The organism is Plantibacter sp. MCCC 1A11337 (assembly GCF_013349365.1).
Lineage (GTDB): Bacteria > Actinomycetota > Actinomycetes > Actinomycetales > Microbacteriaceae > Plantibacter > Plantibacter flavus_A.
This window is the reverse complement of record NZ_JABJWX010000003.1, coordinates 22,876-49,236: the sequence shown is the minus strand read 5'-3', so window position 1 is coordinate 49,236 and position 26,361 is coordinate 22,876. Positions and strand designations below refer to the sequence as shown.

At 70.5% G+C, this 26,361-nt stretch carries 27 protein-coding genes and 1 riboswitch; of the genes, 10 read left to right on the top strand and 17 right to left on the bottom strand.

The features are described from left to right. Nucleotides 1-47: 47 nt before the first annotated feature. The 4 genes from HOW07_RS12025 to thiM all read right to left on the bottom strand — a co-directional run bounded on the left by HOW07_RS12025 (nt 48) and on the right by thiM (nt 3,515). A complete protein-coding gene (locus tag HOW07_RS12025) occupies nt 48-344 on the bottom strand; it encodes a pyrimidine/purine nucleoside phosphorylase (protein ID WP_064296149.1) in 297 nt (98 codons plus the stop codon). 47 nt (nt 345-391) lie between these two features. After that, nucleotides 392-1,960 (bottom strand): bifunctional hydroxymethylpyrimidine kinase/phosphomethylpyrimidine kinase, encoded by a 1,569-nt coding sequence (locus HOW07_RS12020; RefSeq protein WP_175117256.1) that lies wholly within the window; start codon nt 1,958-1,960, stop codon nt 392-394. Further along, entirely contained in the window at nt 1,957-2,667 is a 711-nt protein-coding gene (gene thiE / locus HOW07_RS12015; protein ID WP_371743665.1) for a thiamine phosphate synthase, read from the bottom strand. Before thiE ends, HOW07_RS12020 begins: the two co-directional genes overlap by 4 nt. Further along, the gene (gene thiM, locus HOW07_RS12010) at nt 2,664-3,515 is read right to left on the bottom strand and encodes a hydroxyethylthiazole kinase (RefSeq protein WP_175117255.1); all 852 of its coding nucleotides are present in this window, start codon (nt 3,513-3,515) and stop codon (nt 2,664-2,666) included. Before thiM ends, thiE begins: the two co-directional genes overlap by 4 nt. Continuing rightward, a riboswitch (TPP riboswitch) is annotated at nt 3,507-3,607 on the bottom strand. Its footprint overlaps the gene before it by 9 nt. A gap of 60 nt (nt 3,608-3,667) precedes the next feature. Between thiM and HOW07_RS12005 the strand changes: the two genes are divergently transcribed. Beyond that, nucleotides 3,668-4,189: a DUF1622 domain-containing protein gene (locus HOW07_RS12005; protein WP_121292583.1), complete on the top strand. Its 522-nt coding sequence runs from the start codon at nt 3,668-3,670 to the stop codon at nt 4,187-4,189. Nucleotides 4,190-4,199: 10 nt separating this feature from the next. Here the strand turns inward: HOW07_RS12005 and HOW07_RS12000 are convergent, their stop codons facing one another. The 3 genes from HOW07_RS12000 to HOW07_RS11990 all read right to left on the bottom strand — a co-directional run bounded on the left by HOW07_RS12000 (nt 4,200) and on the right by HOW07_RS11990 (nt 8,596). Then, nucleotides 4,200-4,883: an HAD family phosphatase gene (locus tag HOW07_RS12000; protein ID WP_175117253.1), complete on the bottom strand. Its 684-nt coding sequence runs from the start codon at nt 4,881-4,883 to the stop codon at nt 4,200-4,202. An 81-nt stretch (nt 4,884-4,964) separates the two neighbouring features. Continuing rightward, the gene (locus tag HOW07_RS11995; protein ID WP_175117251.1) at nt 4,965-6,242 is read right to left on the bottom strand and encodes a CDP-alcohol phosphatidyltransferase family protein; all 1,278 of its coding nucleotides are present in this window, start codon (nt 6,240-6,242) and stop codon (nt 4,965-4,967) included. Between the two features lie 104 nt (nt 6,243-6,346). After that, nucleotides 6,347-8,596, bottom strand: a complete 2,250-nt coding sequence (locus HOW07_RS11990; protein ID WP_121292581.1) for an LPXTG cell wall anchor domain-containing protein — start codon at nt 8,594-8,596, stop codon at nt 6,347-6,349. Between the two features lie 261 nt (nt 8,597-8,857). Here HOW07_RS11990 and HOW07_RS11985 point away from each other — a divergent pair, with 261 nt between their 5' ends. The 3 genes from HOW07_RS11985 to HOW07_RS11975 all read left to right on the top strand — a co-directional run bounded on the left by HOW07_RS11985 (nt 8,858) and on the right by HOW07_RS11975 (nt 11,053). Beyond that, nucleotides 8,858-9,307, top strand: coding sequence for a hypothetical protein (locus HOW07_RS11985; protein WP_071258622.1), 450 nt, complete (start codon nt 8,858-8,860; stop codon nt 9,305-9,307). A 115-nt stretch (nt 9,308-9,422) separates the two neighbouring features. Then, nucleotides 9,423-10,397 carry a DMT family transporter gene (locus tag HOW07_RS11980; RefSeq protein ID WP_254628337.1) on the top strand — a complete coding sequence of 325 codons (975 nt, stop codon included), beginning with the start codon at nt 9,423-9,425 and terminating at the stop codon, nt 10,395-10,397. Further along, nucleotides 10,394-11,053, top strand: coding sequence for a GntR family transcriptional regulator (locus HOW07_RS11975; protein ID WP_121292580.1), 660 nt, complete (start codon nt 10,394-10,396; stop codon nt 11,051-11,053). Before HOW07_RS11980 ends, HOW07_RS11975 begins: the two co-directional genes overlap by 4 nt. Before the next feature lie 109 nt (nt 11,054-11,162). Here HOW07_RS11975 and HOW07_RS11970 read toward each other — a convergent pair whose 3' ends face one another. Together HOW07_RS11970 and HOW07_RS11965 are read right to left on the bottom strand one after the other, a co-directional pair. Next, nucleotides 11,163-12,710, bottom strand: a complete 1,548-nt coding sequence (locus tag HOW07_RS11970) for a cell wall metabolism sensor histidine kinase WalK (RefSeq protein WP_199687191.1) — start codon at nt 12,708-12,710, stop codon at nt 11,163-11,165. Nucleotides 12,711-12,790: 80 nt separating this feature from the next. Beyond that, nucleotides 12,791-13,582: a response regulator transcription factor gene (locus tag HOW07_RS11965; protein ID WP_064295688.1), complete on the bottom strand. Its 792-nt coding sequence runs from the start codon at nt 13,580-13,582 to the stop codon at nt 12,791-12,793. A gap of 110 nt (nt 13,583-13,692) precedes the next feature. Here HOW07_RS11965 and HOW07_RS11960 point away from each other — a divergent pair, with 110 nt between their 5' ends. The 5 genes from HOW07_RS11960 to HOW07_RS11940 all read left to right on the top strand — a co-directional run bounded on the left by HOW07_RS11960 (nt 13,693) and on the right by HOW07_RS11940 (nt 18,655). Beyond that, a complete protein-coding gene (locus HOW07_RS11960) occupies nt 13,693-14,457 on the top strand; it encodes a GNAT family N-acetyltransferase (RefSeq protein WP_079003319.1) in 765 nt (254 codons plus the stop codon). A 288-nt stretch (nt 14,458-14,745) separates the two neighbouring features. Next, nucleotides 14,746-16,476, top strand: coding sequence for a dihydroxyacetone kinase family protein (locus tag HOW07_RS11955; protein WP_175117249.1), 1,731 nt, complete (start codon nt 14,746-14,748; stop codon nt 16,474-16,476). 98 nt (nt 16,477-16,574) lie between these two features. Continuing rightward, nucleotides 16,575-17,036: a ribose-5-phosphate isomerase gene (locus HOW07_RS11950; protein WP_175117247.1), complete on the top strand. Its 462-nt coding sequence runs from the start codon at nt 16,575-16,577 to the stop codon at nt 17,034-17,036. After that, the gene (locus tag HOW07_RS11945; RefSeq protein WP_175117245.1) at nt 17,036-17,839 is read left to right on the top strand and encodes a triose-phosphate isomerase family protein; all 804 of its coding nucleotides are present in this window, start codon (nt 17,036-17,038) and stop codon (nt 17,837-17,839) included. The genes HOW07_RS11950 and HOW07_RS11945 overlap by 1 nt, the downstream gene beginning before the upstream one ends. Before the next feature lie 102 nt (nt 17,840-17,941). Beyond that, complete coding sequence (locus HOW07_RS11940; protein ID WP_240555556.1) at nt 17,942-18,655, top strand: GntR family transcriptional regulator; 714 nt, start codon at nt 17,942-17,944, stop codon at nt 18,653-18,655. A gap of 135 nt (nt 18,656-18,790) precedes the next feature. Here the strand turns inward: HOW07_RS11940 and HOW07_RS11935 are convergent, their stop codons facing one another. From HOW07_RS11935 to HOW07_RS11910, 6 genes are all read right to left on the bottom strand, one after another. Continuing rightward, nucleotides 18,791-20,164, bottom strand: coding sequence for an MFS transporter (locus tag HOW07_RS11935; protein WP_064295683.1), 1,374 nt, complete (start codon nt 20,162-20,164; stop codon nt 18,791-18,793). 211 nt (nt 20,165-20,375) lie between these two features. Continuing rightward, the gene (locus HOW07_RS11930) at nt 20,376-21,149 is read right to left on the bottom strand and encodes an SDR family NAD(P)-dependent oxidoreductase (protein ID WP_064295682.1); all 774 of its coding nucleotides are present in this window, start codon (nt 21,147-21,149) and stop codon (nt 20,376-20,378) included. A gap of 75 nt (nt 21,150-21,224) precedes the next feature. After that, nucleotides 21,225-22,178: a 3-hydroxyacyl-CoA dehydrogenase family protein gene (locus tag HOW07_RS11925; RefSeq protein ID WP_175117243.1), complete on the bottom strand. Its 954-nt coding sequence runs from the start codon at nt 22,176-22,178 to the stop codon at nt 21,225-21,227. Nucleotides 22,179-22,205: 27 nt separating this feature from the next. Beyond that, nucleotides 22,206-23,159, bottom strand: coding sequence for a sugar phosphate isomerase/epimerase (locus tag HOW07_RS11920; protein WP_079003326.1), 954 nt, complete (start codon nt 23,157-23,159; stop codon nt 22,206-22,208). Between the two features lie 311 nt (nt 23,160-23,470). Further along, entirely contained in the window at nt 23,471-24,166 is a 696-nt protein-coding gene (locus HOW07_RS11915) for an LON peptidase substrate-binding domain-containing protein (RefSeq protein WP_254628336.1), read from the bottom strand. 99 nt (nt 24,167-24,265) lie between these two features. After that, nucleotides 24,266-24,487, bottom strand: coding sequence for a hypothetical protein (locus HOW07_RS11910; protein WP_064295679.1), 222 nt, complete (start codon nt 24,485-24,487; stop codon nt 24,266-24,268). Between the two features lie 220 nt (nt 24,488-24,707). Here HOW07_RS11910 and HOW07_RS11905 point away from each other — a divergent pair, with 220 nt between their 5' ends. Beyond that, on the top strand, nt 24,708-24,917 hold the full coding sequence (locus HOW07_RS11905) for a hypothetical protein (RefSeq protein WP_124767435.1): 210 nt from the start codon (nt 24,708-24,710) through the stop codon (nt 24,915-24,917). Nucleotides 24,918-24,978: 61 nt separating this feature from the next. Here the strand turns inward: HOW07_RS11905 and msrA are convergent, their stop codons facing one another. Beyond that, nucleotides 24,979-25,527: a peptide-methionine (S)-S-oxide reductase MsrA gene (gene msrA, locus HOW07_RS11900; RefSeq protein ID WP_064295677.1), complete on the bottom strand. Its 549-nt coding sequence runs from the start codon at nt 25,525-25,527 to the stop codon at nt 24,979-24,981. A gap of 150 nt (nt 25,528-25,677) precedes the next feature. After that, a complete protein-coding gene (locus HOW07_RS11895; protein ID WP_175117241.1) occupies nt 25,678-26,325 on the bottom strand; it encodes an MOSC domain-containing protein in 648 nt (215 codons plus the stop codon). Between the last annotated feature and the right edge of the window lie 36 nt (nt 26,326-26,361).

Genomic DNA, 26,361 nt, shown 5'->3' with positions numbered 1-26,361 from the left:
GTCCCTGAGCTGCGCCGCACTGAGCCTGTCGAAGTGTCGAAGGGCGTTCAGATGTTGAGGTAACGGCAGAGGTACGCCGTGGTGACCTCGACCTCGACCTGGAAGCTGCTGCTCCCCGGGACGCTGAACTGCGCGTCGGGCCCGAAGTCCTGCCATGCACTCGTGTTCGGCAGCAGCACGCGGAGCTTGCCGGAGATCACGGACATCTCCTCGGCCTTGCCCGTGGTGAAGGTGTACTCCCCCGGCTCCATCACTCCGACACTGGCCGACTCCGCACCGGGCTCGTTCGTGGTGAAGCCGATCGACTTCACGTTGCCGTCGAAGTACTCGTTGCTCGTCAGCATCAGGGGCCTCTCGTCGTGGTCCGGGACCGCGGCGGCGGATCCGGCCTTCATCGTATCGGCTCGGCGAAGAAGGCCTCCTCGTGAGCGGCCGAGGCGAGGAACGCCCGTCGCATCGTGTCGCGGCCGGTCTCGTCCGCGCGAGCTGCCGCCCCGGCGACGATCTCGATCGCCCGGGCGTTCGCGGTCGCGAAGGAGGGGTCGGCGTAGGTGTCGAGCCACGCGGCGAACGGGTGCTCCGCGTGCGATGCGTCGACGAGCCGTTCACCGAGATCCTGGTAGATCCAGTAGCAGGGCAACACGGCGGCGACCACCCGCCCGTAGTCGCCGTCGACCGTCGCCGCGTGCAGGTGGTCGAGGTACGCCGTGGTCGTCGCCGACGGTTCCACCTCCATACCGCTCACGGCATACGCGCTGAGCCAGGTGCGGTGCAGCTCCATCTCGGCCTCGATCGAGCCCGCCGCGCCCGTCGCCCAGAACACCTGCTCCTCGGCCGTCGGAGCCAAGGCACTCGCTCGTGCGAGGACCCGGGAATACGCCCGCAGGTAGATCGCGTCCTGCTGCAGGTACCAGGCGAACCGGGCCGGATCGAGGGTGCCGTCCGCGAGCGTGGTCACGAACGGCAGGTGATCGATCCGCGTCCGCACCTCGGCGATCTCCTCCCACCAGTCCGCGACGATGTCGGCACCGCCCTGCCGCCGTGAGGTCGTCCCGCCCGCTGCCCACAGCTCGGCGAAGTGGCTGATCGGACCGTTGCCCGAGCCGACCTCGAGCGCGTCCGCGTGCCGGAGGCTCGTCGTGAGCCACGCCTTCGCCTCGCCGAGCGCCACGGTCCAGGACCCCGACCGGGCGACGAGGGTGGCCATCGCGCTCGACAGGGAGCACCCGGTCCCATGGGTGTTCATCGTGTCGACCCGCGCACCGTCGAACTCGACGAGTGATCCGTCGTCGCCCAGACCACCGATGGCGTCGACGAGCGCATCCGGGCACGCGGTCGTCGCCGTCAGGTGCCCGCCCTTCACGAGCACGATCACGCCCGCCTGCACCGAGACCCGTTCCGCCTGCGCGAGTGCGTCGGCCCAACTCGTCGCCACCGGTTCGTCCGCGAGGACGGCGAGCTCCGGCAGGTTCGGGGTCACGAGGTCGACGTGCGGAAGGAGCGCGCGCATGGCCGCTTCGGCGTCGCGGTGGAGGAGACGGTCGCCGCTCGTCGCCACCATCACCGGGTCGAGGACGACGGGTCCGGTCTCGGTCTCCTGCAGCCAGCTCGACACGGTGTCGATGATCGCGACATCGCCCAGCATCCCGATCTTGACCGCGTCGATCACCACGTCGTCCGCGACCGCGTCCAACTGCTCGCGGAGGAACCCGACGGGCGGAGTGTGCACGGACCGGACGCCCCGGGTGTTCTGCGCGACGAGCGCGGTGACGACCGCCATGCCGTATCCGCCGTTCGCGGCGATGCTCTTGAGATCGGCCTGGATCCCGGCGCCACCGGTCGGGTCGGTCCCGGCGATGCTCAGCACCCGGGGTGTCTCGCGGATCGTGACGGGTCGTCGACCGTGCACCCGGTTCGAGTTCGACGACACCGGCGTCGTGGACGGTTCAACGGCGCTCATGCCGAGACCTCGGTCCAGGCGCTGCGGAACGCCCGGGCGGCGGCCGCCGGATCGTCGGCGGCGCAGATGGCGGAGACGACGGCGAGACCAGCGGCACCGGCGGCGTGGAGCTCGACCGTGTCGTCCAGTGACACCCCACCGATGGCGACGCACGGGAGCGGGGTCGCTGCGGCGATCGCGGCGAACCCCTCCACGCCGAGCGGCTGCGGGTGGTCCGGCTTCGTCGTCGTCGGGCGGATGACGCCGACGCCCAGGTAGTCGACCGTCCCGGGTGACAGCGCTGCGACGGCGTCGAGGTGCGCCGGGGTGTTCGCCGTCAGTCCCACGACGGCGGCCTGTCCCACGATACGACGCACGGCGTCGACCGGGAGATCGCTCTGACCCACGTGGACGCCGTGGACGACGGCACCGGCGGAACGGGCCGCGAGGAAGACGTCCACTCGGTCGTCGACGAGGAGCAGCGCCCGACCGGCGACGACCTCCGCCGCACGCACGGTCAGGTCGAACAGCGCTCGCGCCGACGCGGTCTTCTCCCGCAGCTGGACCGCGGTCACCCCGCCGTCGACGGCTCGGCGCACGACGTCGAGGACACCGCGATCCCCGCTGGCCGAGGCGTCCGTGACGAGGTAGGTGGCGATGCCGCGGCGCACGAGCTCGGCGTGCGAACGGGCCGCGAGGACCCGGTCCGCGGTGGTCGAGGCGCTCACGCGATCACCGCCAGGCTGCGGACGGTGTCGGCCTCGAGGAGGTGGAGATGGTCGAGGAACGCGGGAGCGAACGAGCCTGGGCCGCGGCTCTCCGCAGCCGCAAGCTGCGCGGCGACCGTGTATGCGGTGGTCGCCGCGACCGTCGTCAGCAACCGGTCGTCGTCGAGTGAGGCGAAGGCGGCGAGTACGGCACCGAGGGCACAGCCACCGCCCGTCACGAGGGTGAGCCAGGCGTGCCCGTTCGAGCAGCGGACGATGCGCTCACCGTCCGTGATGACGTCCGTCGGGCCGGAGATCGCGACGACGGCGCCCGAGGTGCGGGCGATCGCGGTGGCCGCCTCGATCGCGCTGTCGACCGAATCGGTGCTGTCGACCCCGCGACCGCCGGCGCCCAGTCCGGCGAGGGCGATGATCTCGCTGGCGTTGCCGCGGACGATCGTCGGCCGGAGGTCGAGGAGGTCGGCGGCGAGCGCCGTGCGCACCGGTAGGAAGCCGACGGCCACGGGGTCGAGCACCCACGGTGTGCCGGCGTCGTTCGCGGCGGAGGCGGCCTCGACCATCGCCTCGCGCTGCTCCGCCTGCGGCGTCCCGAGATTGAGGAGCACCCCGGAGGCGATGCGGGCGAACGGACCGGCCTCGGTGGGGATGTCGGTCATCGCCGGGGCGGCGCCGATGGCGAGCAGCACGTTCGCGGTGAAGTTCGTCACCACGGCGTTCGTGATCGATTGGACGAGCGGCGTGTGCTCGCGCAGGCGCTCGAGGAGGTCCCCGGACGCGCTCGCGAACTCGCCGACGGACGAGTCGTCGGTGGACGGGTGGGCGGACTGCTGCGGTGTGCGAACGCTCATTCGCGACATCCCTTCGCTCGGACTAACGAGATCAGGTTCGACGGGTGTGTTCTCAGCCGATCGTCGTGGGATCGGCACCCCGTGTCACTCGCGACCACCCTAGCGGGTCGGCCCGGCTTCCCGTCCAGCGGGCGGGCGAGGATGATGGAGGGATGGACTTCTTCGAGCTGGTCACCATCGTCTTCGAGGTTGCCGGTGTCGGGGCGATGGTCGTGGGCTTCGTGATCGCCGTCACCCTCTCGGCCCGCCTGTGGTGGAGCACGCGCGACGGCGCTCGGGCCTTCCGGATGCTGCGGGAGACGATCGGCTCGGTCATCCTGCTCGGGCTGGAGATCCTCGTGGCCGCAGACCTCGTGAAGACGGTCACGTCGACGCCGTCGCTGACCGACGCGCTCGTCCTCGCGATCATCGTCGTCATCCGCACCCTGCTGAGCTTCTCCCTGCAGATCGAGATCGAGGGCACCCTCCCCTGGAGGCGCCTGGCGACGACCGGCCCGCAGTTGTTCGACCGCGCGGTCAAGCGCGGTGGCGAACGCACCCGACGTCGCGCCGAGGAGCAGGACGCCTCGGCCAAGGATCTCGAACCGTCCGATGCGACGCCGGCACCGACGGTCGCGGCGCAGCCGATCCCCGACGACGAGGACGGCTTCCCGGAGCTCCGCAGTCGCAGCTAGCGCGGCACGGCTAGCGTGCCGGGGAGGCCGCCCAGGTGTCGCGGATGAGGTCGGGCAGCAGGCGCATGTCGTCGAAGACGTGGGTGCCGTCGCCGATGAGCCGCTCGGCGGGCGTCATGCCGCCGGCGTAGGCGTAGACCGTCATGCCGGCCGCACGGGCAGCCAGGACGCCGACGACGCTGTCCTCGACGACCGCGCACCGCTCGGGGGCCGTGTCGAAGTCGGCGGCGGCGTGCAGGAACAGGTCGGGTGCGGGCTTGCCGACGGCGACGTCGGTCGCGCTGAAGATGCGCCCGTCGAAGCGATCGTGGATGCCCACCTGCCCGAGGTTGCGGACGACGTCGTGCAGCATCCCGTTCGAGGCGACGCACAGCGGCACCCCGGTCGCAGCGATACCGTCGAGGGCGTCGACGACCCCGTCGACCGCCTCGAGCTCACGTTCGCAGATGCCGCGGAACATGTCGCTCCAGCGCTGGATCCAGTCGGCCTCGAGCGGCTTCCCGAGGCGCTGCTCGACCAGCGTCGCGTACGTCTCGAGTGAGGCGCCGACGAAGAGCTCCCGCACCTCCGCCTCGGTGTAGTCGCCGCCGACCTCGTTGAGGAGCTGCAGGTTCACCCGGACGGAGATGCGTTCCGTGTCGACGAGCGTGCCGTCGCAGTCGAAGATGACGAGGTCCGGATAGTCGACTGGCATGCTCCGAGCCTAAACGACGCCGCCTGCGCTGTGGCCGTGTGCCATCCCGGTGGGGGCCTCCGACGATGGTCGGCGCGGCGCTCAGCGGGCCGCGCGGACGCCCTGTCGCTGCCAGGTGACGACCATGCGTCGCGCATACTGGGTCGCTGCGACGAAGTGGCCGAGGAGTCCGAGCAGGATCGCCACGAACCCGACCCCGCCGAAGACCCGGTACAGCGCCGACGCCGGATCCCCGCCGCCGAGCGCGAGGCCCGTGAGCAGCGCGAAGAAGCCGACGAAGAGGAACACCGTCCGGATCTTGCCGGCGATGCTCACCGGCACCTCCGGCGTCCCGCGGAACGCGACGACGGCGACGAACGCGAGCAAGAGGTCGGGGACGATCATGACCACGAACACCTGCCATGGGATGATCTGCCCGATGGCGAACGATGCGGCGACCACGACCACGGTCAGGCGGTCGGCGACCCCGTCGAGCCAGGTGCCGAGCGCGGAGACCGTGCCCATGCGGCGCGCGATCTGCCCGTCGGCGACGTCGCTCAGGAACACCACCGCACCGACGACGAGCGCGGCCCAGTAGGAGCCGGTGATCACGAGGGCGGCGAAGACCGGTAGGAGGACGATACGTCCCGCCGTGATCGCGTTCGGCAGGTTCTTCCAGTCGTCGTCGGAGAACAGCTGCGTCCGGAGGCGCGCGAGCGGCGTCTTCTCGTGCAGCGTCACCGGGATCATCGCCTCGTCACCGGGGATCGCGGCACCGCGGCGGAATCGGGCGATCGCGATCACCGTGACCACCACGACGAGCGCGAACAGCAGCACCCAGCCGGTGGCGCCGAGGTACTGGCGGACCGTGTCGAGCGTGGCACGGACGAGGGAGCCGACGCCGACGTAGACGGCGGACCAGAGGAGGGAGCCCAGCAGGGATGCCGCGAGGAACGACCGGTAGGGCACGCCGGCGACCCCCGCGGCGGTCGGTGTCAGGCATCGGAGCACGGGCACGAGCCGGGTGAGGAAGACGGCCTGGGCCCCGCGTCGCTCGAGCGCCTCGACCGCGCGGTCCCAGCCGTCGACACCGAGGCGCCGGATGGCGGCCGAGTCACGGAGACGACCACCGGAACGACGACCGACGAGGTAGCCGAGCTGGTCCCCGAGCGACCCGCCGAGGGCGACCGCGAGGAACAGCACGAGGGCACCGGGGGCGGAGTCGAGCATGGCCGAGAGGAGGAGCACCACCGGTTCACCGGGGACGACGAGGCCGAGCCAGAGGCCGGACTCGGCGGTCGTGAACAGGAGCCCGAGGAGCCAGATCAGCGGATCGGGCAGCGCCGTCGCGGCGTCGTTCACCCACCCGATGATGTCCACGGATCCCCGTTCAGCAGTGCGATCCGCACTCCTGGGTGGGGCGCGGCTCGCCCAAGTCTACGGACGAGCCGCGCCCTCCCATCCCCGAGAGGTCGTTCAAACGGTCATTCGCCGGACAGTTCGTCCCGATTCGCGCGTCGACGACGCAGGACGGCCGCGGTGACGACACCGGCGGCGCCGAGCACGAAGAGCGCTCCGGCAGCGACGATCCACGGCATCGCGTCCGCACCGGTCGAGGGCAGGCGACCCGAGTTGCCCGGAACGGCGGGGTCGCTCGGATTCGCCGACGGCACGGGCACGACGGCGTCGGGAACGAGGACGAAGGCCGGCACCGAGACCACGGAACCGTCTGCGGCGACGACCGCGGTCGCCGTGGTGACCCCCTCGGCGGTGTAGCCCGCCGGGACCGCCACGGACACCTCGTAGGAGCCGGGCGCGAGTCCGTCGAGGCCATAGGCGCCGTCGGCGTCAGTCGTGATGTCGACCGGGCCGGCCGGGGTCTCGACGGTCACGGTCACGTCCGCGATCGGAGCACCGGCGTCCGTCTCGACCGTTCCGGCGAGGCCGCCGAACACGGCGTCGGCGACGAGCACGAAGGTGGGCACCGTCTGGACAGCGCCGTCGGTGCCGACGACGACGGTGGCGGTCGTGGCGCCACCCGCGGGAACGGAGTACCCGACCGGGACGGTCAGCGTGACCTCGTAGCTGCCCGGCGCCAGGTCGGCGAGCCCGTAGGACCCCTCGGCCGTCGTGGTCAGGGCGACCGGGCCGCCCGGCGTCGTCACCGTGACCGTCGCGGCGGGCACCGGGGCGCCGGTGTCCGTCCGGACGTCGCCGATGACGGTGCCGAGCCGAGCGAGCTCGAAGTCGACCGCGTCCAGATCGGCGCCGGCGAGCTCCTCCGCCCGGGTTGCGGTTCCGGAGACGACGTACCCCTCGGGGGCGACGACCGAGACCTCGTAGGACCCGGCGGGCAGGAGCGGGAAGCGGTAGGAACCGTCGGCGGCCGTGACGGCGCGCTCGACACCGTTCGGACCGTCGACGCTCACGGTGACGCCGGCCACACCGACACCACCGGAGCTGACCACTCCGCCGAGGCTGGGGTTCGCGACGAGCACGAAGTCCTGCTCGGTGATGGGCGTCTCGCTGCCGACCGGCACGGTGAACGACGCCGGTGCGGTCTGGACCGCGTACCCGGACGGTGGCGTGATGACCACCGAGTGGTCGCCGACCGGCACGGTGTCGAAGAGGTAGTTCCCGTCGGTGTCGGTGGCGACGCTGCCGACACCGTCGATGGTGACGGTGGCACCGACGATCGGGACGCCGTCCGTGTCGAGCGCGGTCCCCGACACGGCGACGGGCACGATGTCGCGGACGGTGAAGTCCGCGACGGCGTCGGTGTCCGTGAGGTCAACTGCGGCACGTGCAGGACCGACGGCGATCTTGCCGGTCGGCGGGACGAGCTGCACCGTGTAGCCGTCGGTCGCGAAGTAGCCGGCGAAGGTGTAGGTGCCGCCACCCGCGGTCGTGGTCGACGCCACCACCCGGCCGTCGCGGTCGATGAGCCGGACGCCGACGCCGTCCAGCGGGCCCGCGGTCTGGTCGGTCACGGTGCCGGTCACGTCACGCGCGATCGACGCGAACCACGCCTGGTAGACGGGCGCGCCCGACCGCTGCCGGAACGAGAAGGTGAGGCTGGAGATCGGGGCGGAGGGTTCGAACCACCCTGCCGCGCCGGCGGTGTCCGCAGCGGCGTCGTTGCCACGGAGTACCTGCGTCGTCGGGTCCCAGGTGGGGACGTCCGTTGCGGATCCGGTGCAGGACGGCTTGCCGACCAGGCCGGGAGCGCAGTAGTTGAAGCCGCCGTTGAACCCGAGCTCGTCAGGGGTGAGCGCCGCGCCGTCGGGACCGATCGCCGTCACGGTGACCTGGTCGGCGTCGATGTCGCCGAGGACGAAGGTCCAGCCGGACGGCGGCGTCGGCGTCGCGAAGGAGTAGGTCGTGGTCGAGGGCGACGCCGCGTTGTTCGCCTTCGGGCGGAGGTTGAGGTAGGGCTGATCCCGGCTGCTGCCGTACTTGGCACCGACGGGGGTCGAGGCCGCCAGCCAGGTCGAGGCGCCGGAGATGACGCCGACGCCACCGCCACCGACCGAGTCGCTCGTCAACGCCGCGGTGAGGGCGGGCTGACCGGCCAGGGTCATGGTGCCCTGGTACGACCCCGATGCACCGGAGAACGTGGGCCACGTCGCCCAGCTCGACGTGGTCGCCGCCGAGGCCGCCGGGACGGCTGCGGTGAGGGCGAGCGCGGAGGCTCCGAGCAGGGCGAGCACGGCGGCTCCGATGCGGCGGGTCATGGGCGCCAGGATAAACGGACACCCGTCGCCTGCGAAACCCCTCTGTCCCGTTTACGGGGGTCGGCTCGAGCCGTGGTAGTCGCCGTGTGTGGCACCAGCGGCCCACGGACGGGCCGCGCAGGATACCTCCGTAGGAGGACGGGGGATCAGGCGCGCGGGCGATTCGGAACGGAGGCGGTCCGAGCAGGCTGGAACCATCAACCGATCAGCTCCGCACACCGCGGAGACAGCTCCGCACACCGCGGAGGAAGGAACCAGTTCATGTCCGCCTCAGCCACAACCGAGTCCACCACGATCTCGCCCGCCGAGGACGTGACCCTGGCAGACGCCCCGACCGAAGCGTTCGGCCCCGAGCCCCTCACCCAGGCCACGCCCGTGCAGGAGGTCGCGCCGACCCAGCCGACGACGCCCGTGCCCCTCGCACCCGTACCCGCCCCGACGGCCGTCGACCGCGAGAGCTCGACCCAGACACTGTCGATCATCGCGTTCGCCCTGTCGATCGCCGCGGTCGTCGCGCCGTCGTTCGTGCTCCTGCCGATCGCCTCGCTCGTGCTCGGCATCATCGCGCTCGCCCGCAAGCCGAAGTCGAAGGGCTTCGCCCTCACCGCCGTCATCATCTCCGGCACCATGCTGGCGCTCGCCCTGATCGTCGCCGCCGGCGCAGCCCTCCTGCTCGGGGTGTCGGTGATCAGCGGCGGTTACGCCGGCTGACCCGGTCTCCCTCCCGACGCCCGTCCGCTCCTCGAGCGGGTGGGCGTCGTGGCGTATGTACCGGACATCCCATGCAGCCGTTGATTGTTACACAATCTTGCGGCAAGCTGTCCCCATGACCCGTTCGCCGATGGCGACCCCGACAACCGGCAGCAGCACCGCCGCGGGGCGCCTGCCCGTCGCCGCCGCGATCCTCGCCGCCGTGTGCTTCGGGACGACAGGGACGGCTCACGCGCTCCTGCCGATCGAGGTGGGTTCGGTCGCCTTCGGCGCCGCACGCATCGTCTTCGGCGGAGCGTTGCTCGTCCTCGTGTGGGCGGCGTTCGCCCATCGCTCCGGGTCCACGAGGCCGCCTCGCCCCCGCGCCGTGGAACTCGGGAGGCCCGTCCTGATCGTCGCCGTCATCGTCGGCACGGTCGGTGTCACCGCGTACCAGCCGTTCTTCTTCCTCGGAGTGGAACGCAACGGTGTCGCGATCGGGACCCTCACGGCGCTCGGCTCCGCACCCGCCATCACCGGCCTCCTCGAATGGGCGATCCATCGCCGGCGCCCGAGCGGTCGCTGGTTCCTGGCCACGATCGTCGCCGCGACCGGTGTCGCCGTCCTGTCCGGAGTGACGGGCGGCGGGATCGGGACCGTCTCGGTGGACGGGCTGCTCGCGTCCGTCGGCGCCGGAGCCTCGTACGCCCTGTACACGCTCTGCAGCAAGGCACTCATCGAACACGGGTGGACACCGCTCGGCACCATGGCGGCGCTCTTCGGCGGAGCGGCGCTCGTCTCGGTGCCGATCCTCCTCGCCACCGAGACCGCCTGGATCCTCACGGCACCCGGCGCACTCGCGGTCGTGTGGCTCGCGCTGGTGAACACGGTGGCGGGGTACCTGCTGTTCGGCTACGCGCTCGGCGGGTTGCCCGCGTCACGGGTCGCGACGCTCACCCTCTTCGAGCCGTTGACGGCGACGCTCCTCGGCATCCTGCTCCTCGGAGAGTCCTTCGGGCCGTCGACCGTCGTCGGTGCAGCGCTGCTCGTGACCGGACTCGCGATCCTCGTCGTGCCCACGCGCACCGATCGTCGCGAGGTCGCCCGATGACCGCGGTCGACGCCGTCGCGGATGCACTGCGGGAGGACATCCTCGACGGACGACTCGGCGCGGACGAGCCGTTGCGGGAGACCGCCCTCACCGTCCGGTTCGGCGTCAACCGGCACACCGTCCGGGCGGCACTGCAGGCGCTCGCGGCGGAGCGCCTCGTCATGTTCGAGGCCTACCGCGGCGCACGGGTGCGGTCGTTCAGCGACGCCGATGTGCTCGCCCTCATGGAGTACCGGACGGCGATCGAGGCCGAGGCGGTCCGGCTGCTGCGAACACGTGCTGAGCCGTCGTCGCGCCCACCGGCCTCGATCATCGCGGCGAACGACAACCTCCGACGCATCTGCATCGACCGGCCCGGCGATCACCGCGCCATCGAGGTCGCGCACGCCGAGCTGCACCACGCGATCGTCGCCGCGGCCCGGAGCACTCGACTGGACGAGGCGCACGCTGGCCTGCTCGCCGAGCTCGGCCTGTTCATGGTGCAGCTCCGGAGCGTCCTCCCGCCGGAGGAACTCATCGCCCAGCACGACCGACTCGTCGACGCCCTCAGCGGCGACCACGGCGAGGAGGAGCTCCGCGCGCACCTCGCGCACTCGGCGGAACAGCTCATCGCGCTCCGCCGATCGGCCCCCGAAGGCATCCGGTCCGGCCCCTGAGCCACCCCTCCCGGTCCGGTCCCTGAGCCTGTCGAAGGGCGCCTCGACAAGCTCGGTGACCGTGAGCGGCTCGGTGACCGGATCGAACTCGACGACCGCGGTCGTGCGATCAGCCTCGCGTCGAGGTGACCGTCTCCGGCAGCGAGCCGGTGGCGTCGGCCGCAGGCCGGACCGCGGGGTGCTCCTCGGACGGACCCGACCACGGCAGCGTCACCGTGAACGTCGTGCCGGCGGACGACGAGGCGACCTCGATCGAGCCTTCGTGGCCCTCGGCGATGGACAACGCGATCGCCAGGCCGAGACCCGTGCTGCCGGCCGCACGCGAGCGCGACGAGTCGGCCCGGGCGAACCGGTCGAAGAGTTCGGGGAGGAAGGCCTCATCGATGCCGGGTCCGTCGTCGGCGATCGTCAGCGAGGCGCGCTGCGGCTCGTCGGGACTCTTCGGTGCGCTGATGCGGGTGACCACGGAGGTGCCGGCCGGGGTGTGCACGGCGGCGTTCGACAGCAGGTTCACGACGAGCTGATGCAGGCGCTCGCGGTCGCCGCGCACGACGATCGCGCGCTCCGGCACGTCGACCGACCAGTGGTGCGCCGGCGCCGAGACCGCCGCGTCGCTCACGGCGGCGGCGACGAGGTCGCTCAGGTCGACGTCGTCGAGGTGCAGGTCCTGGCCCTCGTCGAGACGCGCCAACAGGAGCAACTCGCTGACGAGCGAACTCATCCGGGTCGCCTCCGACTCGATGCGGGCGAGTGCGTGCTCCGTCATGGGCGGGAGACTCTCACTGTCCTGACGGGTGAGCTCGGCGTAGCCCTGGATCGCGGCGAGCGGCGTCCGGAGTTCGTGGCTCGCGTCGGTGACGAACCGACGCATGCGCTTGTCGGTCGCGGCTCGGACGGCGAGTGCGCGGTCGACGTGGTCGATGAGGCCGTTGAGCGCCTCGCCGACCTTGCCGATCTCCGTCCGAGGGTCGGTGTCGGCCTGATCGACCCGCACGTCGATCCCGGTGTCACCGCGCTCGAGTTGCAGCGTGGACACCTCCTCGGCGGCGGCGGCCACGCGGGACAATGGTCGGAGCCCGAGGCGTACCACGATGATCGCCCCGATGATGGTGACCGCGAGCGCGAGCACGGCGAGGATCGCGATGACGATCGCCTCCTGCTGCACGGCCGCTCGCGGGGTGGCGAGCGAGACGCCGGCCACGAGGGTCTCGCCGTCGCCATGGTCGAGGAACTCGAGCCGGTACCCGCCGAGCGACCCCAACTCGATGTTCTGTCGCTCGGAGCTGTCGGCCGCGACGGCCTCCTCGATGAGCGCCTTCGTCCGCACGTCGAGCGCCGTCGCGTTGGACTGGGTGAAGCGCGCGGAGTCGACGACCGCACCGTCAGCGACGAGCGCGATGAGCGTGCCGGGCCCGTGGCCGACGTAGTCGACGAACGGTTTGACGTAGCCGGGCTCACCGCGCGTGGCATCGGGGTCCACCACGGCTCCCCCACCGGCCTGCTGATCGTGGAACTTCACCACGGAGTGTTCGAAGGCCTCCATCGATCCCGTGAGCTGGGTGTCGACGACGGCGGTGACCGACGCTTCGACCGTGACGATCGTGAGGATGCCCGACACCGCGAGGACCGCGGCGATGACCGCGGCGATGCCCGTCACCAGCCGTCGCTGGAGCGTCCACGGGTGCCGCCGGTCCGCCCGAGGCGTCGGCACGCCCGCAGTCGGAACCGAAGCGGTGCTCATTCGACCGGCCGCAGCACGTATCCGACACCGCGGACGGTGTGGATCATCGGCGCCCGATCGGCATCGATCTTCTTGCGGAGGTAGGAGACGTAGAGGTCGACGATGCTCGCCTTGCCGGCGAAGTCGTAGTTCCACACGCGATCGAGGATCTGGGCGCGACTCAGCACGCGCTTCGGGTTGCGCATGAAGTAGCGCAGCAGTTCGAACTCCGTCGTCGTGAGCGCCACCGGCTCGCCGTCGCGGCTGACCTCGTAGCTGCGTTCGTCGAGGAAGAGCCCGCCGATCGTGATGCGGGAGTCGTCGTCGGACACGACGTGCGCGGTACGGCGGAGGAGACCACGGAGGCGGGCCACGAGCTCCTCGAGCGAGAACGGCTTCGTCATGTAGTCGTCGCCGCCAGCGGTGAGTCCCATGATGCGGTCGTCCACCGAGTCGCGTGCGGTGAGGAACAGGGTCGGGGTGCCCGATTCCGGCTCCCCCTGCGAGAAGCTGCGGAGCTGGCGAAGGACGCTCAACCCGTCCATGTCGGGCAGCATGATGTCGAGGACGACGACGTCCGGACGTTCCGTGCGGTAGCGCTGGACGGCCTCGCGACCGTTGGTGGCGACGTCCACGACCCACCCCTCGTAGCCGAGGGCCAGGCTCACGAGGTCGGTCAGGACCGCTTCGTCGTCGACGAGGAGGACGCGGATGGGTGAACCGTCGGCCCGGTACATCCGCGGTAGCTTGGCGAGGACCGCCCGGCGGCGCCCCGAGTCGACGATCTGCGTTGGCAGGTCGGAGGGCATGGGTCGATTATCCGTCGTCGAGCTGCGAGGCGTGGGAGCGACGGGCGATTCATAGAGGCCTCATATCTTTTCAGGCCGAGCCCATGGGTGCGGTGCCTACCGTGGAGGGCATGACCCGAGCAGAGCCCCTGGGCACGTCGTTCGCCCCCCGCCGTCGCCGGACGGCCGGAGCGACGGCCGAGCCCGCGGACCGGATCCGGAGCGGCCTCGCCGCCGCGGTCCGGGCTCTGCGTCCCCTGTTCCCGGCAGGCGTCTCACGTCCTCGCTTCCTCCGCGGGCCGCGGATCGAGGCTCCGGTCGACGCGCACCCGATCAGCACCGACCGTCTCGTCCTGCGTCGCCACCGGTTGGAGGACGCCGAGGCCTGGTATCGCATCCAGTCCACGCCCGAGGTCGTCGAGCACCTGCCGTGGCCCGTCCGCGACCGGGAGGCGTCTCGCGAGCACCTGCGCCACCGCGTCCGGCACAGCCGCCTCTGGCAGTCGGGCGACTTCCTCGCCCTGGCCGTCGAGCACGACGGACGGCTCGTCGGCGACGTCTCCCTGCACCTCCGCGACGTCCAGCCCGCCGAGCGCTCGGTCGAGATCGGATGGGTCCTCGACCCCGCCGTCGGCGGACGTGGTCTCGCGAGCGAGGCCTCGGCAGCCATGATCGACCTGGCGTTCCGCGAGGTCGGGGCGAAGACCGTGACGGCCGTCATCGAGCCGGAGAACACCAGGTCCATCGCCCTGGCCGAGCGGCTCGGCTTCCTGCGGGCGACCGCTCCGCGCCGCTCATCGAGCATCACCTTCGCGATCACGCCCTCGCTCCTCGCGGCACGCCGTGCGGAACGCGTCGAATCCGCGCACACGGAGTCGACCGCCACGCGTCCCTGATCGCCGGCGTCCCGATCGCCGAACCTGCCGGGGCCGGGTCTCCCCCACTCGAGCCTCGGCAGGTTCAGCCGTCGGGACGCCGTCGACGTGTGCCTCTCGGAGTCACACGTTCGCAACTCAGGTGCTCCCCGGCGCGTCGTCTCCGGCCGCCGCCCGACGGTGCCGACCCGCCTGCGGTCTCCTGAGTTCTGCGCAGCTCAGGGTTCCGGTCGGTTCCAATATCCTATAGGATTATCGCGATGTGCCGGCTTGCGCCGGATCGACGGACTCGATGACGAGGAGATGCAGATGACCAGGCTCTGGAACCGACCGGCCGACTTCGCGGATGAGATGGTGGACGGCTTCGTCCGCGCCAACGGACGCTGGGTACGCAAGGTCTCCGGCGGGGTGTCGCGCTCCACGAAGTCCGCGGAACCGGAGGTCGCCCTCGTGATCGGTGGCGGATCCGGCCACTACCCCGCCTTCGCCGGCCTCGTCGGCCCAGGACTCGCCCATGGTGCGGCCATGGGCAACCTCTTCGCCTCGCCGTCCGCGCACCAGGTGGAGAGCGTCGTCCGCGCGAGCGAGCAGGGACGGGGTGTCCTCCTCAGCTACGGCAACTACGCCGGCGACGTCCTGCACTTCACCGCTGCCCAGGACGCCGTGCGTGCCGACGGCATCGACTGCCGCACCGTCACCGTGACCGACGACATCTTCAGCGCACCACCCACCGAACTCGAGAAGCGCCGCGGGATCGCGGGCGACCTCACCGTCTTCAAGGTCGCGGGCGGCGCTGCCGCTGGTGGGTACTCCATCGACGATGTCGAGCGCGTGGCGGTCCTGGCCAACGCCCGGACCCGTTCGATGGGTGTCGCGTTCTCCGGGTGCACGCTGCCCGGTGCCGACGAACCGCTGTTCTCCGTACCGGAGGGACGCATGGCCGTCGGGCTCGGCATCCACGGCGAGCCCGGCATCGACGAGACCGACATCCCCTCCGCGGACGGACTGGCGGAGCTGTTCGTGCACCACCTCCTGGCCGAGGCCGAGATCCCGGAGGGCGTCACGCCGAAGGGAGCGCGTGTCGTCCCGATCCTCAACGGCCTCGGCTCCGTGAAGTCCGAAGAGCTGTTCGTCGTCTACGACCGCATCGCCTCCCTGCTGGAGGACGCCGGGATCACCCTCGTCGACCCGCAGGTCGGTGAGTTCTGCACGAGCTTCGACATGGCCGGCGTCTCGCTCACCCTGCTCTGGGTGGACGAGGAGCTGGAGCGACTGTGGAGTGCCGCTGCGGACACGCCCGCGTTCCGCACGGGTGCCGTCGACACCGGCGCGCTCGAGACCGTGGCCGCCGACGACACCGAGGACGTCGCCTTCCAGGTCCCGGACGCCTCGCTCGAGTCGCAGGAGTCGGCGGCCGTCGTGGCCGACGCGATCTCCGCGATCCACGAACTCCTCGCGGAGCACGCGGACGAGCTGGGACGACTCGACGCCATCGTCGGAGACGGCGACCACGGCATCGGCATGGACCGCGGGGCGACCGCCGCCGCCGCCGAGGCCGAGCGCCTGCGCGAGACCGGAGCCGGCGTGGCGACCGTCCTCGACCGCGCGGGCGACGCCTGGTCCGACCGCGCCGGTGGCACCTCGGGTGCCCTGTGGGGCGTCATGCTCCGCACCCTCGGCGAGCGCCTCGGTGATGCCGAGCGCCCGACCGCCACCGCTGTGAGCGAGGGCGTGACCGCCGCCAAGGACGCCGTCATGCGCTACGGCAAGGCGTCCGTCGGCGACAAGACGCTCGTCGACGCGCTGGTCCCGTTCGCCGACACGCTGGCCGAGCGCGTCGCCGCCGGCGACGACCTCTCCACCGCCTGGACCACGGCGGCGGCAGCGGCCACCACCGCTGCCCACGACACGGCCGGTCTCATGCCCGGCATGGGCCGCGCCCGCTCGCACGGCTCGAAGGCCGTCGGTGTCGAGGACCCCGGAGCCATCTCGCTCGCCCTCATCGTCGAGCGTGTCGGCACCCTCCTCGCCGAGCGCTGACGCCCGATCCACCGACACACAACCCGCTCCCTGAAGCGACCCCTGCACCGGTCCCTGAGCCTGTCGACGGGCCCCGCTCCAACAACGAAAGGCACACCATGACCCGCACCTGGCGAATCGTCATCGGCTCCGATGACGCCGGTTACGACTACAAGGAGATCCTCAAGCGCGACCTCGAGGCGAGCGTTCTGGTCGCCTCCGTGGTCGACGTCGGGGTCGACGCCGACGGCCACACCAACTACCCGACCGTCGCGGTGACCGCGGCCGAGATCGTCGCCCGCGGCGAGGCCGACCGCGCGCTGCTCATCTGCGGCACGGGCCTCGGTGTCGCGATCGCGGCGAACAGGGTCCCGGGCATCCGCGCCGTCACCGCACACGACGGCTTCTCCGTCGAACGCGGAGTGCTGTCGAACGACGCCCAGGTGCTCTGCATGGGCCAGCGCGTCGTCGGCATCGAACTCGCCCGCCGCAACGTGCGCGAGTGGCTCACCTACGAGTTCGACGCCTCGAGCGCGTCGAACGACAAGGTGCAGGAGATCAGCGCATACGAAGCGTCCTGATGTCAGGACGTCCCAGACTCGTCGGCGTGAGCCTGAAGATGTACTTCGGGCACGCGCAGACGCTCGACTGGTGCTCGGTCGTCGCGGGGGTGTCGGCCGAGCACCACGCACTCCGATCCGGCGCGGCTGAGCTGTTCGTCATCCCCGGATACCTCTCGGTGACCGGCGCGGTCGAGCGACTCCACGGCGTCGCGTCCGTGGGGGCGCAGGACCTCGCGACCGAGGACACCGGGGCGTTCACCGGCGAGGTGAGCGGTGCGGAGCTCCGCGAGGTCGGCTGCGAGGTCGTCGAGGTCGGACACGCGGAGCGACGCCGACTGTTCGGCGAGACGCCCGACGTCGTCCGCGCGAAGACGACCGCCGCGCTCCGCAACGGGCTCGCGCCGGTGCTGTGCATCGGAGAGGCCGAGCGCGGAGACGCCGAGACGGCGGCTGAGGAATGCGTCGCACAGCTCGACGACGCCCTGGCGGGGGCGGTCGCCGCCGGGATCGTGGGCCGCCTCATCGTCGCCTACGAACCGCACTGGGCCATCGGTGCCTCCGAGGCCGCGAGTCCAGCCCACATCCGCGCGGTGTGCCTCCGGCTGCGTGGTCACCTCGACGTCCTCGACACGAGGGGTGTGGTCGACACCTCCTCGGCCGTCATCTACGGCGGGAGCGCCGGACCCGGCCTGCTCACCACGATCGGCGACGCGGTCGACGGGGTCTTCCTCGGCCGCTTCGCCCACGATCCGGCAGCCCTCGCGCTGGTGCTCGACGAGGTGGCCGGTCTCGACCGCGCGGGCTCCGACCTGCCGCGATGACAGCTGGAGGCCCCGTAAACTGGTCATCGACGATCATCGCGGCCGCTCGGCCGGAGGTCCCCCTCCGTGACGACGCCTCGAGCACACCCTTCGGAGCCTGCCGTGGTTGATGCCGTGTTCCCGCTCGGCGCCTCCTCCTCGCTCGAGCGCCGTGGTCTGCGCGACCGCGTCTACGAGCTGGTGCTCGACATGCTGCTCAGCTCCGGCATCGAACCGGGCGCCCGGCTGTCCATCGACGCCATCGCCCGTGACCTCGACGTCTCCCCGACGCCGGTCCGCGAGGCACTCGTCCAGTTGGAACGCACCGGGCTCGTCACCCGCGTCACCCACAAGGGCTACCGGGTGGCACCGCCGCTCGCCGACGACCAGCTCGAGTCGTTGTTCGACGCCCGCATCGTGCTCGAGAGCGGCGCCACCGCGCTGGCCGCCGCCCACGCCGACGAGCTCGTCCCGGCCCTCGAGGTCGCCCTCGCGCAGCACGTCGAGATGACCGCCAGGGTGCGCGCCGCGGCGTCGGCCGGCGAGATCCCCGTCGCACTCCTCCGCGAGTACTTCGCGGTGGACTGGAACTTCCACCACCTCATCTTCGAGGGCACCCGCAACCCCTTCCTCCTCGACATGTCCGAGGGCATCTCCACCCGCGTGCACCGCATGCGCCAGACGGTCGAGACGGGTGTCACCGACGCCGACCAGGCGGTCGTCGAGCACCGCGCCATCCTCGACGCGTTCTCCGACGGCCCCGAGGCCGCCGCGGCTGCCATGCGCTCGCACATCGAGCTCGTGCGCACCCGCGCCCGCACCGACGCCGAGCACTGAGCCGCCCTCCTCCGGTCCCTGAGCCGCCTTTCTCCGGTCCCTGAGCCGCCTTCCTCCGGTCCCTGAGCCTGTCGAAGGGCGCAGAACGGGGCCGACCGCCTGAGCGATCGACCCCGTCCGGGAGTTGCGTCGTGACTAGTGCGCCGTGCGGGTCGCCGTCGTCTCGAGCAGCTCGTCCGCTTTCGCCCCACGGAAGAACCGGGTGCAGTAGAGCATCGCGGCCGCGAGGAAGGCGAACACGCCGAGCGAGACCACACCCCAGACACCGCTGTCGGTCGGCACGCTCTCGTTGATCCCGGTGCGCATGATCGGGGCGACGAAGCCGCCGAGGTTACCGAGCGAGTTGATCAGGCCGATGCCCGCCGCCGCAGCCGTTCCGGTGAGGAACGCCGTCGGGTAGGCCCACGTGATCGGCCCGACCGAGAGGAAGCTCGCCACCGCGATGGTGATGAACAGGATGCCGAGGATCGGCTGGTTGTTCGCGCCCGCCCAGGCCGAGGCCAGGATGAACACGCCGGTGGAGATGTAGAACCACGTGCCCCAGGTGCGGCGCCGGACGACCGTGTTCGCGTTCCGCCCCACGTAGTAGCAGGCGAACAGACCCACGAGCCACGGGATGGCCGCCACGAGACCGACCTGCCAGCCGACGTCCTGACCGATGAGGTTCGACACCTGCTGCGGGAGGTAGAACGTCGTGCCGTACACCGCGATCTGCAGGCAGAAGTAGATGATGGTGAAGTACCACACCTTCCAACTCGTCATCGCCTTCGCGATACCGGTCGGGCCGTCCGACTGCCGGACGGTGTCCTCGCGTTCCATCGCGGCCGTCAACGAGTCCTTCTCCTGTTGGTCCAGCCACTTCGCCTGTTGCGGCGAGTTGGTGAGGAAGTAGAGCGCGGCGAAACCGGCGAGGACCGCGAGCATGCCCTCGGCGAAGAACATCACCTGCCAGCCGTGCCATGGGGTCAGGGCGTCACCGAAGCTGATGAGGCCACCGCTCAGCGGGGCGCCGAGCATCTGCGAGAAGGGCTGTGCCAGGTAGAAGATCGAGAACATCTGGACGCGGACCTTGTTCGGGAACCACTCCGACAGGAACATGATGACGCCGGGGAAGAGCCCGGCCTCGGTCACGCCGAGCAGGAAGCGCAGGACGATGAACATCGTGTCGTTCGTCGTGAAGGCGAACAGGGCGGCGACGATGCCCCAGGTCACTGCGATGCGGGCGAGCCAGAACCGGGCGCCGAACTTCTTCAGCAGCAGGTTGCTCGGGATCTCGAAGATCGCGTAGCCGATGAAGAAGATGCCGGCACCGAGGGCGAAGGCACCGTTCGAGATGCCGCGGTCGACGCTGAGCGCCTCCTCGGCGAAGCCGACGTTCGTGCGATCCAGGAACGCGACGAAGTACAGGATGACGAGCATCGGCATGAGGTGCTTCGACGCCTTGCGGATCGCCGACTTCAGCGCCGGATCGTTGGTCGATCCGATCGCCGGCGGATTGGGTGTGGACAAGACACTCTCCTTTGAGATGACTGGTGCGGGTGGGTGCTACTGGCGTTACTGCTGCTGGCGGTGGTCAGGAGACCATCGAGGGGATGATCATCCAGAGGCCGATGCCGACGAAGACGACGCCGAGACCGAGGAAGATCAACCGGGATTTGGTCCACTGACCGGTGAGGTGCTGCATGGTGCTGCTCCGTTCGCTCGTGGTGCGTGTGGTGGATCAGTGCATGTAGAGGCCGCCGTCGACGTTCAGCGTCTGACCGGTGACGAAGCCGGCGTCCTCACTGATGAGGTAGGCGATGGCGGCCGCGATGTCGCGCGGAGTGCCGATGCGCGGCAGGACGCCGTCGGCGGCCATGGCCGTCTTGCGCTCCTCGGTGAGGGTGCCGCCCATGATGTCGGTGTCGATGGGTCCGGGCGAGATGGCGTTGACCGTGATGCCGTCGTGGCCGAGCTCGCGGGCGACGCTGCGGGTGAAGCCGATCACGCCGGCCTTCGCCGCTGAGTAGGCCGTCTTGCTGAAGGTGCCGCCGCCGCGCTGGGCGGAGACGGACGACAGGCTGACGACACGACCGACGCCGTTCGACACCATCGACTCGACCGCACGGCGGGTCGTGTAGTGGACGCCGTTGAGGTTGATGTCGATGACGCGCTGCCACTCGTCGGCGCTCACCTCGAGGTAGGGCACCGGTGAGGCGACGCCCGCGAGGTTCACGAGGGCGACGAGCTGTGGGAGGGCGGCCTCGAGCGCGTCGAACGCGGCACGCACCTGCGCCTCGTCGGCGACGTTCGCGCCGGCGCCGGCCGCCTGCACCCCGTGCTGCTCCGCGATCTCGGCGGCGACCGCCTGCGCCGCAGCCTCGTCGAGGTCGATGATCCCGATGTTCCAGCCGAGTTCGGCGAGGTGATGGGCTGAGGCCCGACCGATGCCGCGCGGGGAGGCTGCGCCGGTGAGGACGACGGTCTTGGATTCGGGGAAGGTGGTGGCGGTCATGGCCGGCCTTTCTGCGTGGGAGTGGTGAAGTCGGTGTCCGATCGAGTCGGACGTTGCGTTCGGTCGGCGCGGCGCTCAGTTGATGGGTGCAGGGCCGAGCTCGTCCATGAGCCGCTTGATCGCGACGTACGCCTTGTTGCGGTAGGCGATCAGCTCGGGAGTGCGGTCGGCCGGGACGTCGAGGTAGCCGGCACCCGACTTGGTGCCGAACTTGCCGGCGTCGACGAGTTCCTTGAGGGAGTCCGGTGTGGCGAACCGCTCGGGCCACCGGGTCTGGAGCGAGGCGTAGCAGAACGAGTACACGTCGAGTCCGGCCATGTCGGCGATCGCGAAGGGACCGAAGACGGGGAGCCGGAAGCCGAAGGTGGTGCGGACGATCGTGTCGATGTCCTCGGGCGTCGCGACGCCCTCCTCGACGAGCTGCGTCGCCTCGTGGAACAGCGCGTACTGCAGGCGGTTCAGCACGAAGCCGGTGGCGTCCTTGACGCGGGCGGTCTCCTTGCCGGTCGCCGCGACGATCTCCTCGACGGTCGCGATCGCCGCATCGGCGGTGGTCTCGTGCGGGATGAGTTCGACGCCGGGGATGAACGGGGCAGGGTTCGAGAAGTGGACGCCGAGGAACCGCTCCGGGTTCGTGACGGCCTCGGCGAGTGAACCGATGAGGATGGTCGAGGTGTTCGAGCCGATGATGGCGTCGGGTGAGGCTGCGGCGCTGATGCGACGGAGGGTCTCGTGCTTGATCTCGATCTTCTCGGGGACGGCCTCCTCGATGAAGTCGGCTCCGGAGACCGCCTCCTCGATGGACGCGGCGGGCGAGACGTTGGCGCGGATCCGCTCCACGGCGTCGGCCGGGAAGAGTCCGTCGGCGACGAACTGCTCGGCCTCGGCGATGAGGCGGTCGTAGTTCTTGCGCGCGATCTCCTCGGAGATGTCGGCGATGCGGACGGTGGCGCCGGACAGCGCGAGTACCTGGGCGATGCCGCCGCCCATGTACCCCGATCCGACGACGGCGATGGTGTGTGTGGTCATGATGAGGCTCTCCTGTGGTCGTCTGGATCAGGCCTGCGGCAGCAGGGTCCTGATGTACTTCTGGTTGGTGGAGCACATGCCGAGGCTGTCGCCGCCGTAGTGCTCGGCCAGGATGATGCCGTTGAAGCCGAGCTCGACGGCGTCGCGGAAGACCTGGCGGTAGTTGATGAGCCCGGCCTCCATCGTGGAGGGCACGGACGTCGCCCAGCTGCCGTCGGCCGCCTCGTCGCGGGTGTAGTTCTTCACGTGCATGTAGTTGGCGTAGGGCAGGGTCTTGGCGAACAGCTCGCGCCAGTCCTCCACCGGGCGGTGCAGGCGGATGAGGTTCGCGACGTCGGGGTTCAGGCCGACGTTGTCGAGCCCGACCTCCTCCACGAACCGGACCGCGCTGTCGGCGGTGCCGAGGTAGGTGTCCTCGTAGAGCTCGAGTGCGAGCGGCAGGCCGACCTCGGCCGCGTGCTTGCCGAGCTCGCGGATGCGACTGACGGCGGCGTTCCAGACCTCGGGGTCGTCGGGGTCCTTCGGGCCCTGCGCGGTCCAGAACCACAGCGCCTTGCGCTGCGCGTCGTTGAACGGTTGGTGTAGGCCGGTGGAGAACACCTGCATCCCCCACTCCGCCGCGGCGTCGATCGTGCGGTGCGCGTACTCGAGGTTGCGCTCCTCGTGGCCCGGCATGATCACGCTCTGCCGCTGCAGGTGGACGGACGGGACACCGACGCCGTGCGACTTCGCGATGGCGAGGAACTCGTCGCGACGGGACGGTTCGAGGTCGGCGGGCCGGACATGGCTGTCGGGCAGTTCGGCGAGGGTGAACCCGACGCCGGCGACCTGCGCGAAGAGGTCGTCCCACGCTTCGGGTTCCGCGTCGTGCAGGGAGACGCCGTTGCGGTCGACGGGTGGGATGCCGTGCAGGCAGGTGGCGATGGGCCAGGTGTCGGCGGTCCATCGGGGGGTCGACGCGGTCGCGGTCGTATCCGTCATGATGCTCCATTGCGCTCAGGGACTGCTCGGGGCTGGTGCTCCCGGTCAAAAAGATCCTATAGGAAATAGTAAAGCGTTTCCACGAATGCGCAAGGGCACTTCGACAGGCTCAGTGACCGGCGGAGGGGAGGGTCGGTGAATGGTGGAGCGGGAGGCGAGCTTCCGGGGACCGGATCCAACCGGTCACCGAGTGCACCCGGTCACGAGCACTCCGGTCACCGAGTGCACCCGGTCACGAGCACTCCGGTCACCGAGTGCACCCGGTCACGAGCACTCCGGTCACCAAGCCTGTCGAGGTGCGGCGTCGGGGCTCAGTCGCCGAGGATGTCCCAGTCCTCGTCATCCGCGTCGGCGATGCCACCCGCGATGAACGCCTCGCCCGCCTCGGTGGCGCGATCGCGCACGCCGACCAGCAGCTCTTCGAGCGAACCGGCCGACAGGAACCGCATCTGGTCGATCTCGCTCACCGGCGCGATGCCCGCCAGCTGCCAGGACGACTCCAGCGGGTCGTCGGCGAGTTCCACGACCGAGGCCCACTGCTGCTCACTGAACTCGCTGGCCACCGCGAGCGAACGCCGCACCGCCGCCTCGGTCTCATCCCGCAACGGCTCCCAGCGATCGTCCCACTCCAGGTCGTCGAGGGCTCGGATCTCAGCGCGTGGATACGGGTCGTCCGGCAGCCAGTCGGTCACCTCGAAGCGCTGACCGCCCTCGGCGATCACCGCGACGAAGCCCTCGCCGCCGTCGACCTCGACGATCTCCGCCACGGTCCCGGTGCGGAAGCGGTGCTCACCGCCTCCCGTCTCACGGCCGCGCTCGATGAGCACGACGCCGAACGCCGGGTCCTCGGCCTCGAGCAGGTGCGCCAACATGGTGAGGTAGCGCTCCTCGAAGAGCCGCAGGGCGAGCGGCATGTGTGGGAACAGCACGGAGCCGAGTGGGAACATCGGCAGCTCGAGGACCGGGAGGCCGGATGCCCACGGCTCGGCACTGAAGGAGTCGGTCATGTCAGTCCCCCTCCGCCTCGCGGGCCCGAACGAGTATCGCCCGGCCGATCGTCCACCCGAATCGTGCTGCGATCATAGCCGCCGGACACCGGAGACCACTCAGGCGGCGAGGACGGCACGCAGCGCCTGATCGAACCGGATCGCGCGATCGACCTCGACCGCCGTCTCGTAGTCGGTTCCGCGCAGGGCGACGTGCAGTGGCCAGTCCACGTCGATGAACCCGACGCGCCGGTCGCCCACGAAGACGCCGAAGCGGTCTGCCGTGAGCTGCTCCACCCACGCACGGCGGAGTTCAGACGTCTCGCTACCGGTGGAGCCCATGGAACGACCTCTCTCGGCGGGTGCGATGACCGGGTCCGGACAACCGTCGAAGTATCTCGACTGTCTAGCTATCTCCGCCGTGCTTCATCATGACAGCACGGCCGCGGGATGGACAACTCCCCTATCCGTCGGACGAAACGAGCACGAGGCGGTGGCATCGTTGCGAGATCGTGCCGTGATGGTCCGCGGATCCTCAGGAACCGTCCGTAGGATGCTGATCGTGGGGTGGAAGTGGCCGTGGGGACGCAAGCGCATCGTCGATGCGCCGGTCGATGCCGGGTCCGACCCCTACCTCCAGTACCTCGAGTGGGTCCGCCTCGGCAAACCGTCGCTCGCGTCACCCGACGATCCACCGCTGCAGTTCGACCCGCGATTCGCGCCACGACTGGCCTCGGACGCCGTCAACTCCTCGCGCGCCGACGGCGTCTGAGTCTGCCGGTCCACGCACAGCACAGCGCCCGACACCGAGGTGACGGGCGCTGCGAAGGTACTTACGCGGTGGCCTGCTCCGCGACCTCGGCGCGGCGCGGGAGCTTCCAGCCCGGGCGCACGAAGTGGCAGGTGTAGCCCCACGGGATGCGCTCCAGGTAGTCCTGGTGCTCCGGCTCCGCCTCCCAGAACTCGGAGACCGGCTCGACCTCGGTGACGACCTTGCCGGGCCAGAGCCCTGAGGCGTCGACGTCGGCGATCGTGTCGCGCGCGACTCGCTCCTGCTCGGGCGAGGTGAAGAAGATCGCCGAGCGGTAGCTCAGGCCGACGTCGTTGCCCTGGCGGTTCTTCGTCGACGGGTCGTGGATCTGGAAGAAGAACTCCAACAGCTCGCGGAAGGACAGCTTGCTCGGGTCGAAGACGACCTCGAGGGCCTCCGCGTGGGTGCCATGGTTGCGGTAGGTCGCGTTGGCGACATCGCCACCGCTGTAGCCCACGCGCGTCGACTTCACGCCCGGCATCTTCCGGACGAGGTCTTCCATGCCCCAGAAGCATCCGCCGGCCAGCACCGCGCGCTCGGTCGTCGTGCTCTGCTCGTCTGCTGCACTCATCGTGACTCCTCCTTCGTGCCGAGCACCGTGCGGGGTCCCCGCGTGCTCCGGTCTTCGGCTCCATGGTATGCAACAGCGTCCGCTTCCGGACTGTTCCGGGCGGGGCTTGCACTCAGCGGTCGCACAGGTGCGAGGACGCGACGGCGAAGCTCAGACGGGCCGCTTGCGGCGGAGCTGCTTGATCGACTCATGGATCTCCGGGGCCAGCACCACGGCGCCGGACTGCTCCGACTGCTCGAGGGTGACCGCCTGCGCCTCGTCCGCCGCGGCGAACCAGGAGGCGATGGTCACGCCGTGGCCGGGCTGTCGGACGATCTCGATCGGGTCGCCCGCCTGCACCGTCCCGCTCTTGACCACCTTGAGGTAGGCGCCGGGCCGTGCGGCGTCGGCGAAGCGCTTCACCCACCGCGGCTCGCCCAGGCGCCGCTGGAAGGTGCCGCACGGGGTGCGCGGACAGGTCACCTCGACGACGAGGGTGTCGCCGATCCGCCAGCGCTCACCGATCTCGGCACCGTTCACGTCGAGCCCCTGCGTACGGAGGTTCTCCCCGAACAGCCCCGGCGTGATCTCCCGACCGAGCTCGCCCTCCCAGAACCGCGCGTCCTCCTCGGCGTAGGCGTAGAGCGCCTTCGTCAGGCCGCCGTGGTGTTTGCGATCGGCCTGCACGTCGCCGTACAGCCCCATCGGCCGCACGTGCAGCGGCTCGTCGACCGGGCGCTTGTCGATCGCGGTGACACCGATCGACCCGTCGTCCACCCGGAGGGCTTCGACGCGACAGAGGGCGAGGAGTTCAGACATGTGACCAGTCTGCCGTGTCGTCCGCGACCGTCCGGA

Excerpts from the sequence above, each read along its gene's own strand:
- thiM (WP_175117255.1), bottom strand. The coding sequence starts at position 3,515 with ATGAGCGTTCGCACACCGCAGCAGTCCGCCCACCCGTCCACCGACGAC.
- HOW07_RS11910 (WP_064295679.1), bottom strand. The coding sequence starts at position 24,487 with ATGGGCTCCACCGGTAGCGAGACGTCTGAACTCCGCCGTGCGTGGGTG.
- HOW07_RS12020 (WP_175117256.1), bottom strand. The coding sequence starts at position 1,960 with ATGAGCGCCGTTGAACCGTCCACGACGCCGGTGTCGTCGAACTCGAAC.
- HOW07_RS11990 (WP_121292581.1), bottom strand. The coding sequence starts at position 8,596 with ATGACCCGCCGCATCGGAGCCGCCGTGCTCGCCCTGCTCGGAGCCTCC.
- HOW07_RS11965 (WP_064295688.1), bottom strand. The coding sequence starts at position 13,582 with ATGCCCTCCGACCTGCCAACGCAGATCGTCGACTCGGGGCGCCGCCGG.
- HOW07_RS11920 (WP_079003326.1), bottom strand. The coding sequence starts at position 23,159 with ATGACGGATACGACCGCGACCGCGTCGACCCCCCGATGGACCGCCGAC.
- HOW07_RS11915 (WP_254628336.1), bottom strand. The coding sequence starts at position 24,166 with ATGACCGACTCCTTCAGTGCCGAGCCGTGGGCATCCGGCCTCCCGGTC.
- HOW07_RS11945 (WP_175117245.1), top strand. The coding sequence starts at position 17,036 with ATGTCAGGACGTCCCAGACTCGTCGGCGTGAGCCTGAAGATGTACTTC.
- HOW07_RS11985 (WP_071258622.1), top strand. The coding sequence starts at position 8,858 with ATGTCCGCCTCAGCCACAACCGAGTCCACCACGATCTCGCCCGCCGAG.
- HOW07_RS12025 (WP_064296149.1), bottom strand. The coding sequence starts at position 344 with ATGCTGACGAGCAACGAGTACTTCGACGGCAACGTGAAGTCGATCGGC.
- HOW07_RS11895 (WP_175117241.1), bottom strand. The coding sequence starts at position 26,325 with ATGTCTGAACTCCTCGCCCTCTGTCGCGTCGAAGCCCTCCGGGTGGAC.
- HOW07_RS12000 (WP_175117253.1), bottom strand. The coding sequence starts at position 4,883 with ATGCCAGTCGACTATCCGGACCTCGTCATCTTCGACTGCGACGGCACG.
- HOW07_RS11925 (WP_175117243.1), bottom strand. The coding sequence starts at position 22,178 with ATGACCACACACACCATCGCCGTCGTCGGATCGGGGTACATGGGCGGC.
- HOW07_RS11950 (WP_175117247.1), top strand. The coding sequence starts at position 16,575 with ATGACCCGCACCTGGCGAATCGTCATCGGCTCCGATGACGCCGGTTAC.
- HOW07_RS11975 (WP_121292580.1), top strand. The coding sequence starts at position 10,394 with ATGACCGCGGTCGACGCCGTCGCGGATGCACTGCGGGAGGACATCCTC.
- HOW07_RS11955 (WP_175117249.1), top strand. The coding sequence starts at position 14,746 with ATGACCAGGCTCTGGAACCGACCGGCCGACTTCGCGGATGAGATGGTG.
- HOW07_RS12005 (WP_121292583.1), top strand. The coding sequence starts at position 3,668 with ATGGACTTCTTCGAGCTGGTCACCATCGTCTTCGAGGTTGCCGGTGTC.
- msrA (WP_064295677.1), bottom strand. The coding sequence starts at position 25,527 with ATGAGTGCAGCAGACGAGCAGAGCACGACGACCGAGCGCGCGGTGCTG.
- HOW07_RS11980 (WP_254628337.1), top strand. The coding sequence starts at position 9,423 with ATGACCCGTTCGCCGATGGCGACCCCGACAACCGGCAGCAGCACCGCC.
- HOW07_RS11960 (WP_079003319.1), top strand. The coding sequence starts at position 13,693 with ATGACCCGAGCAGAGCCCCTGGGCACGTCGTTCGCCCCCCGCCGTCGC.
- HOW07_RS11930 (WP_064295682.1), bottom strand. The coding sequence starts at position 21,149 with ATGACCGCCACCACCTTCCCCGAATCCAAGACCGTCGTCCTCACCGGC.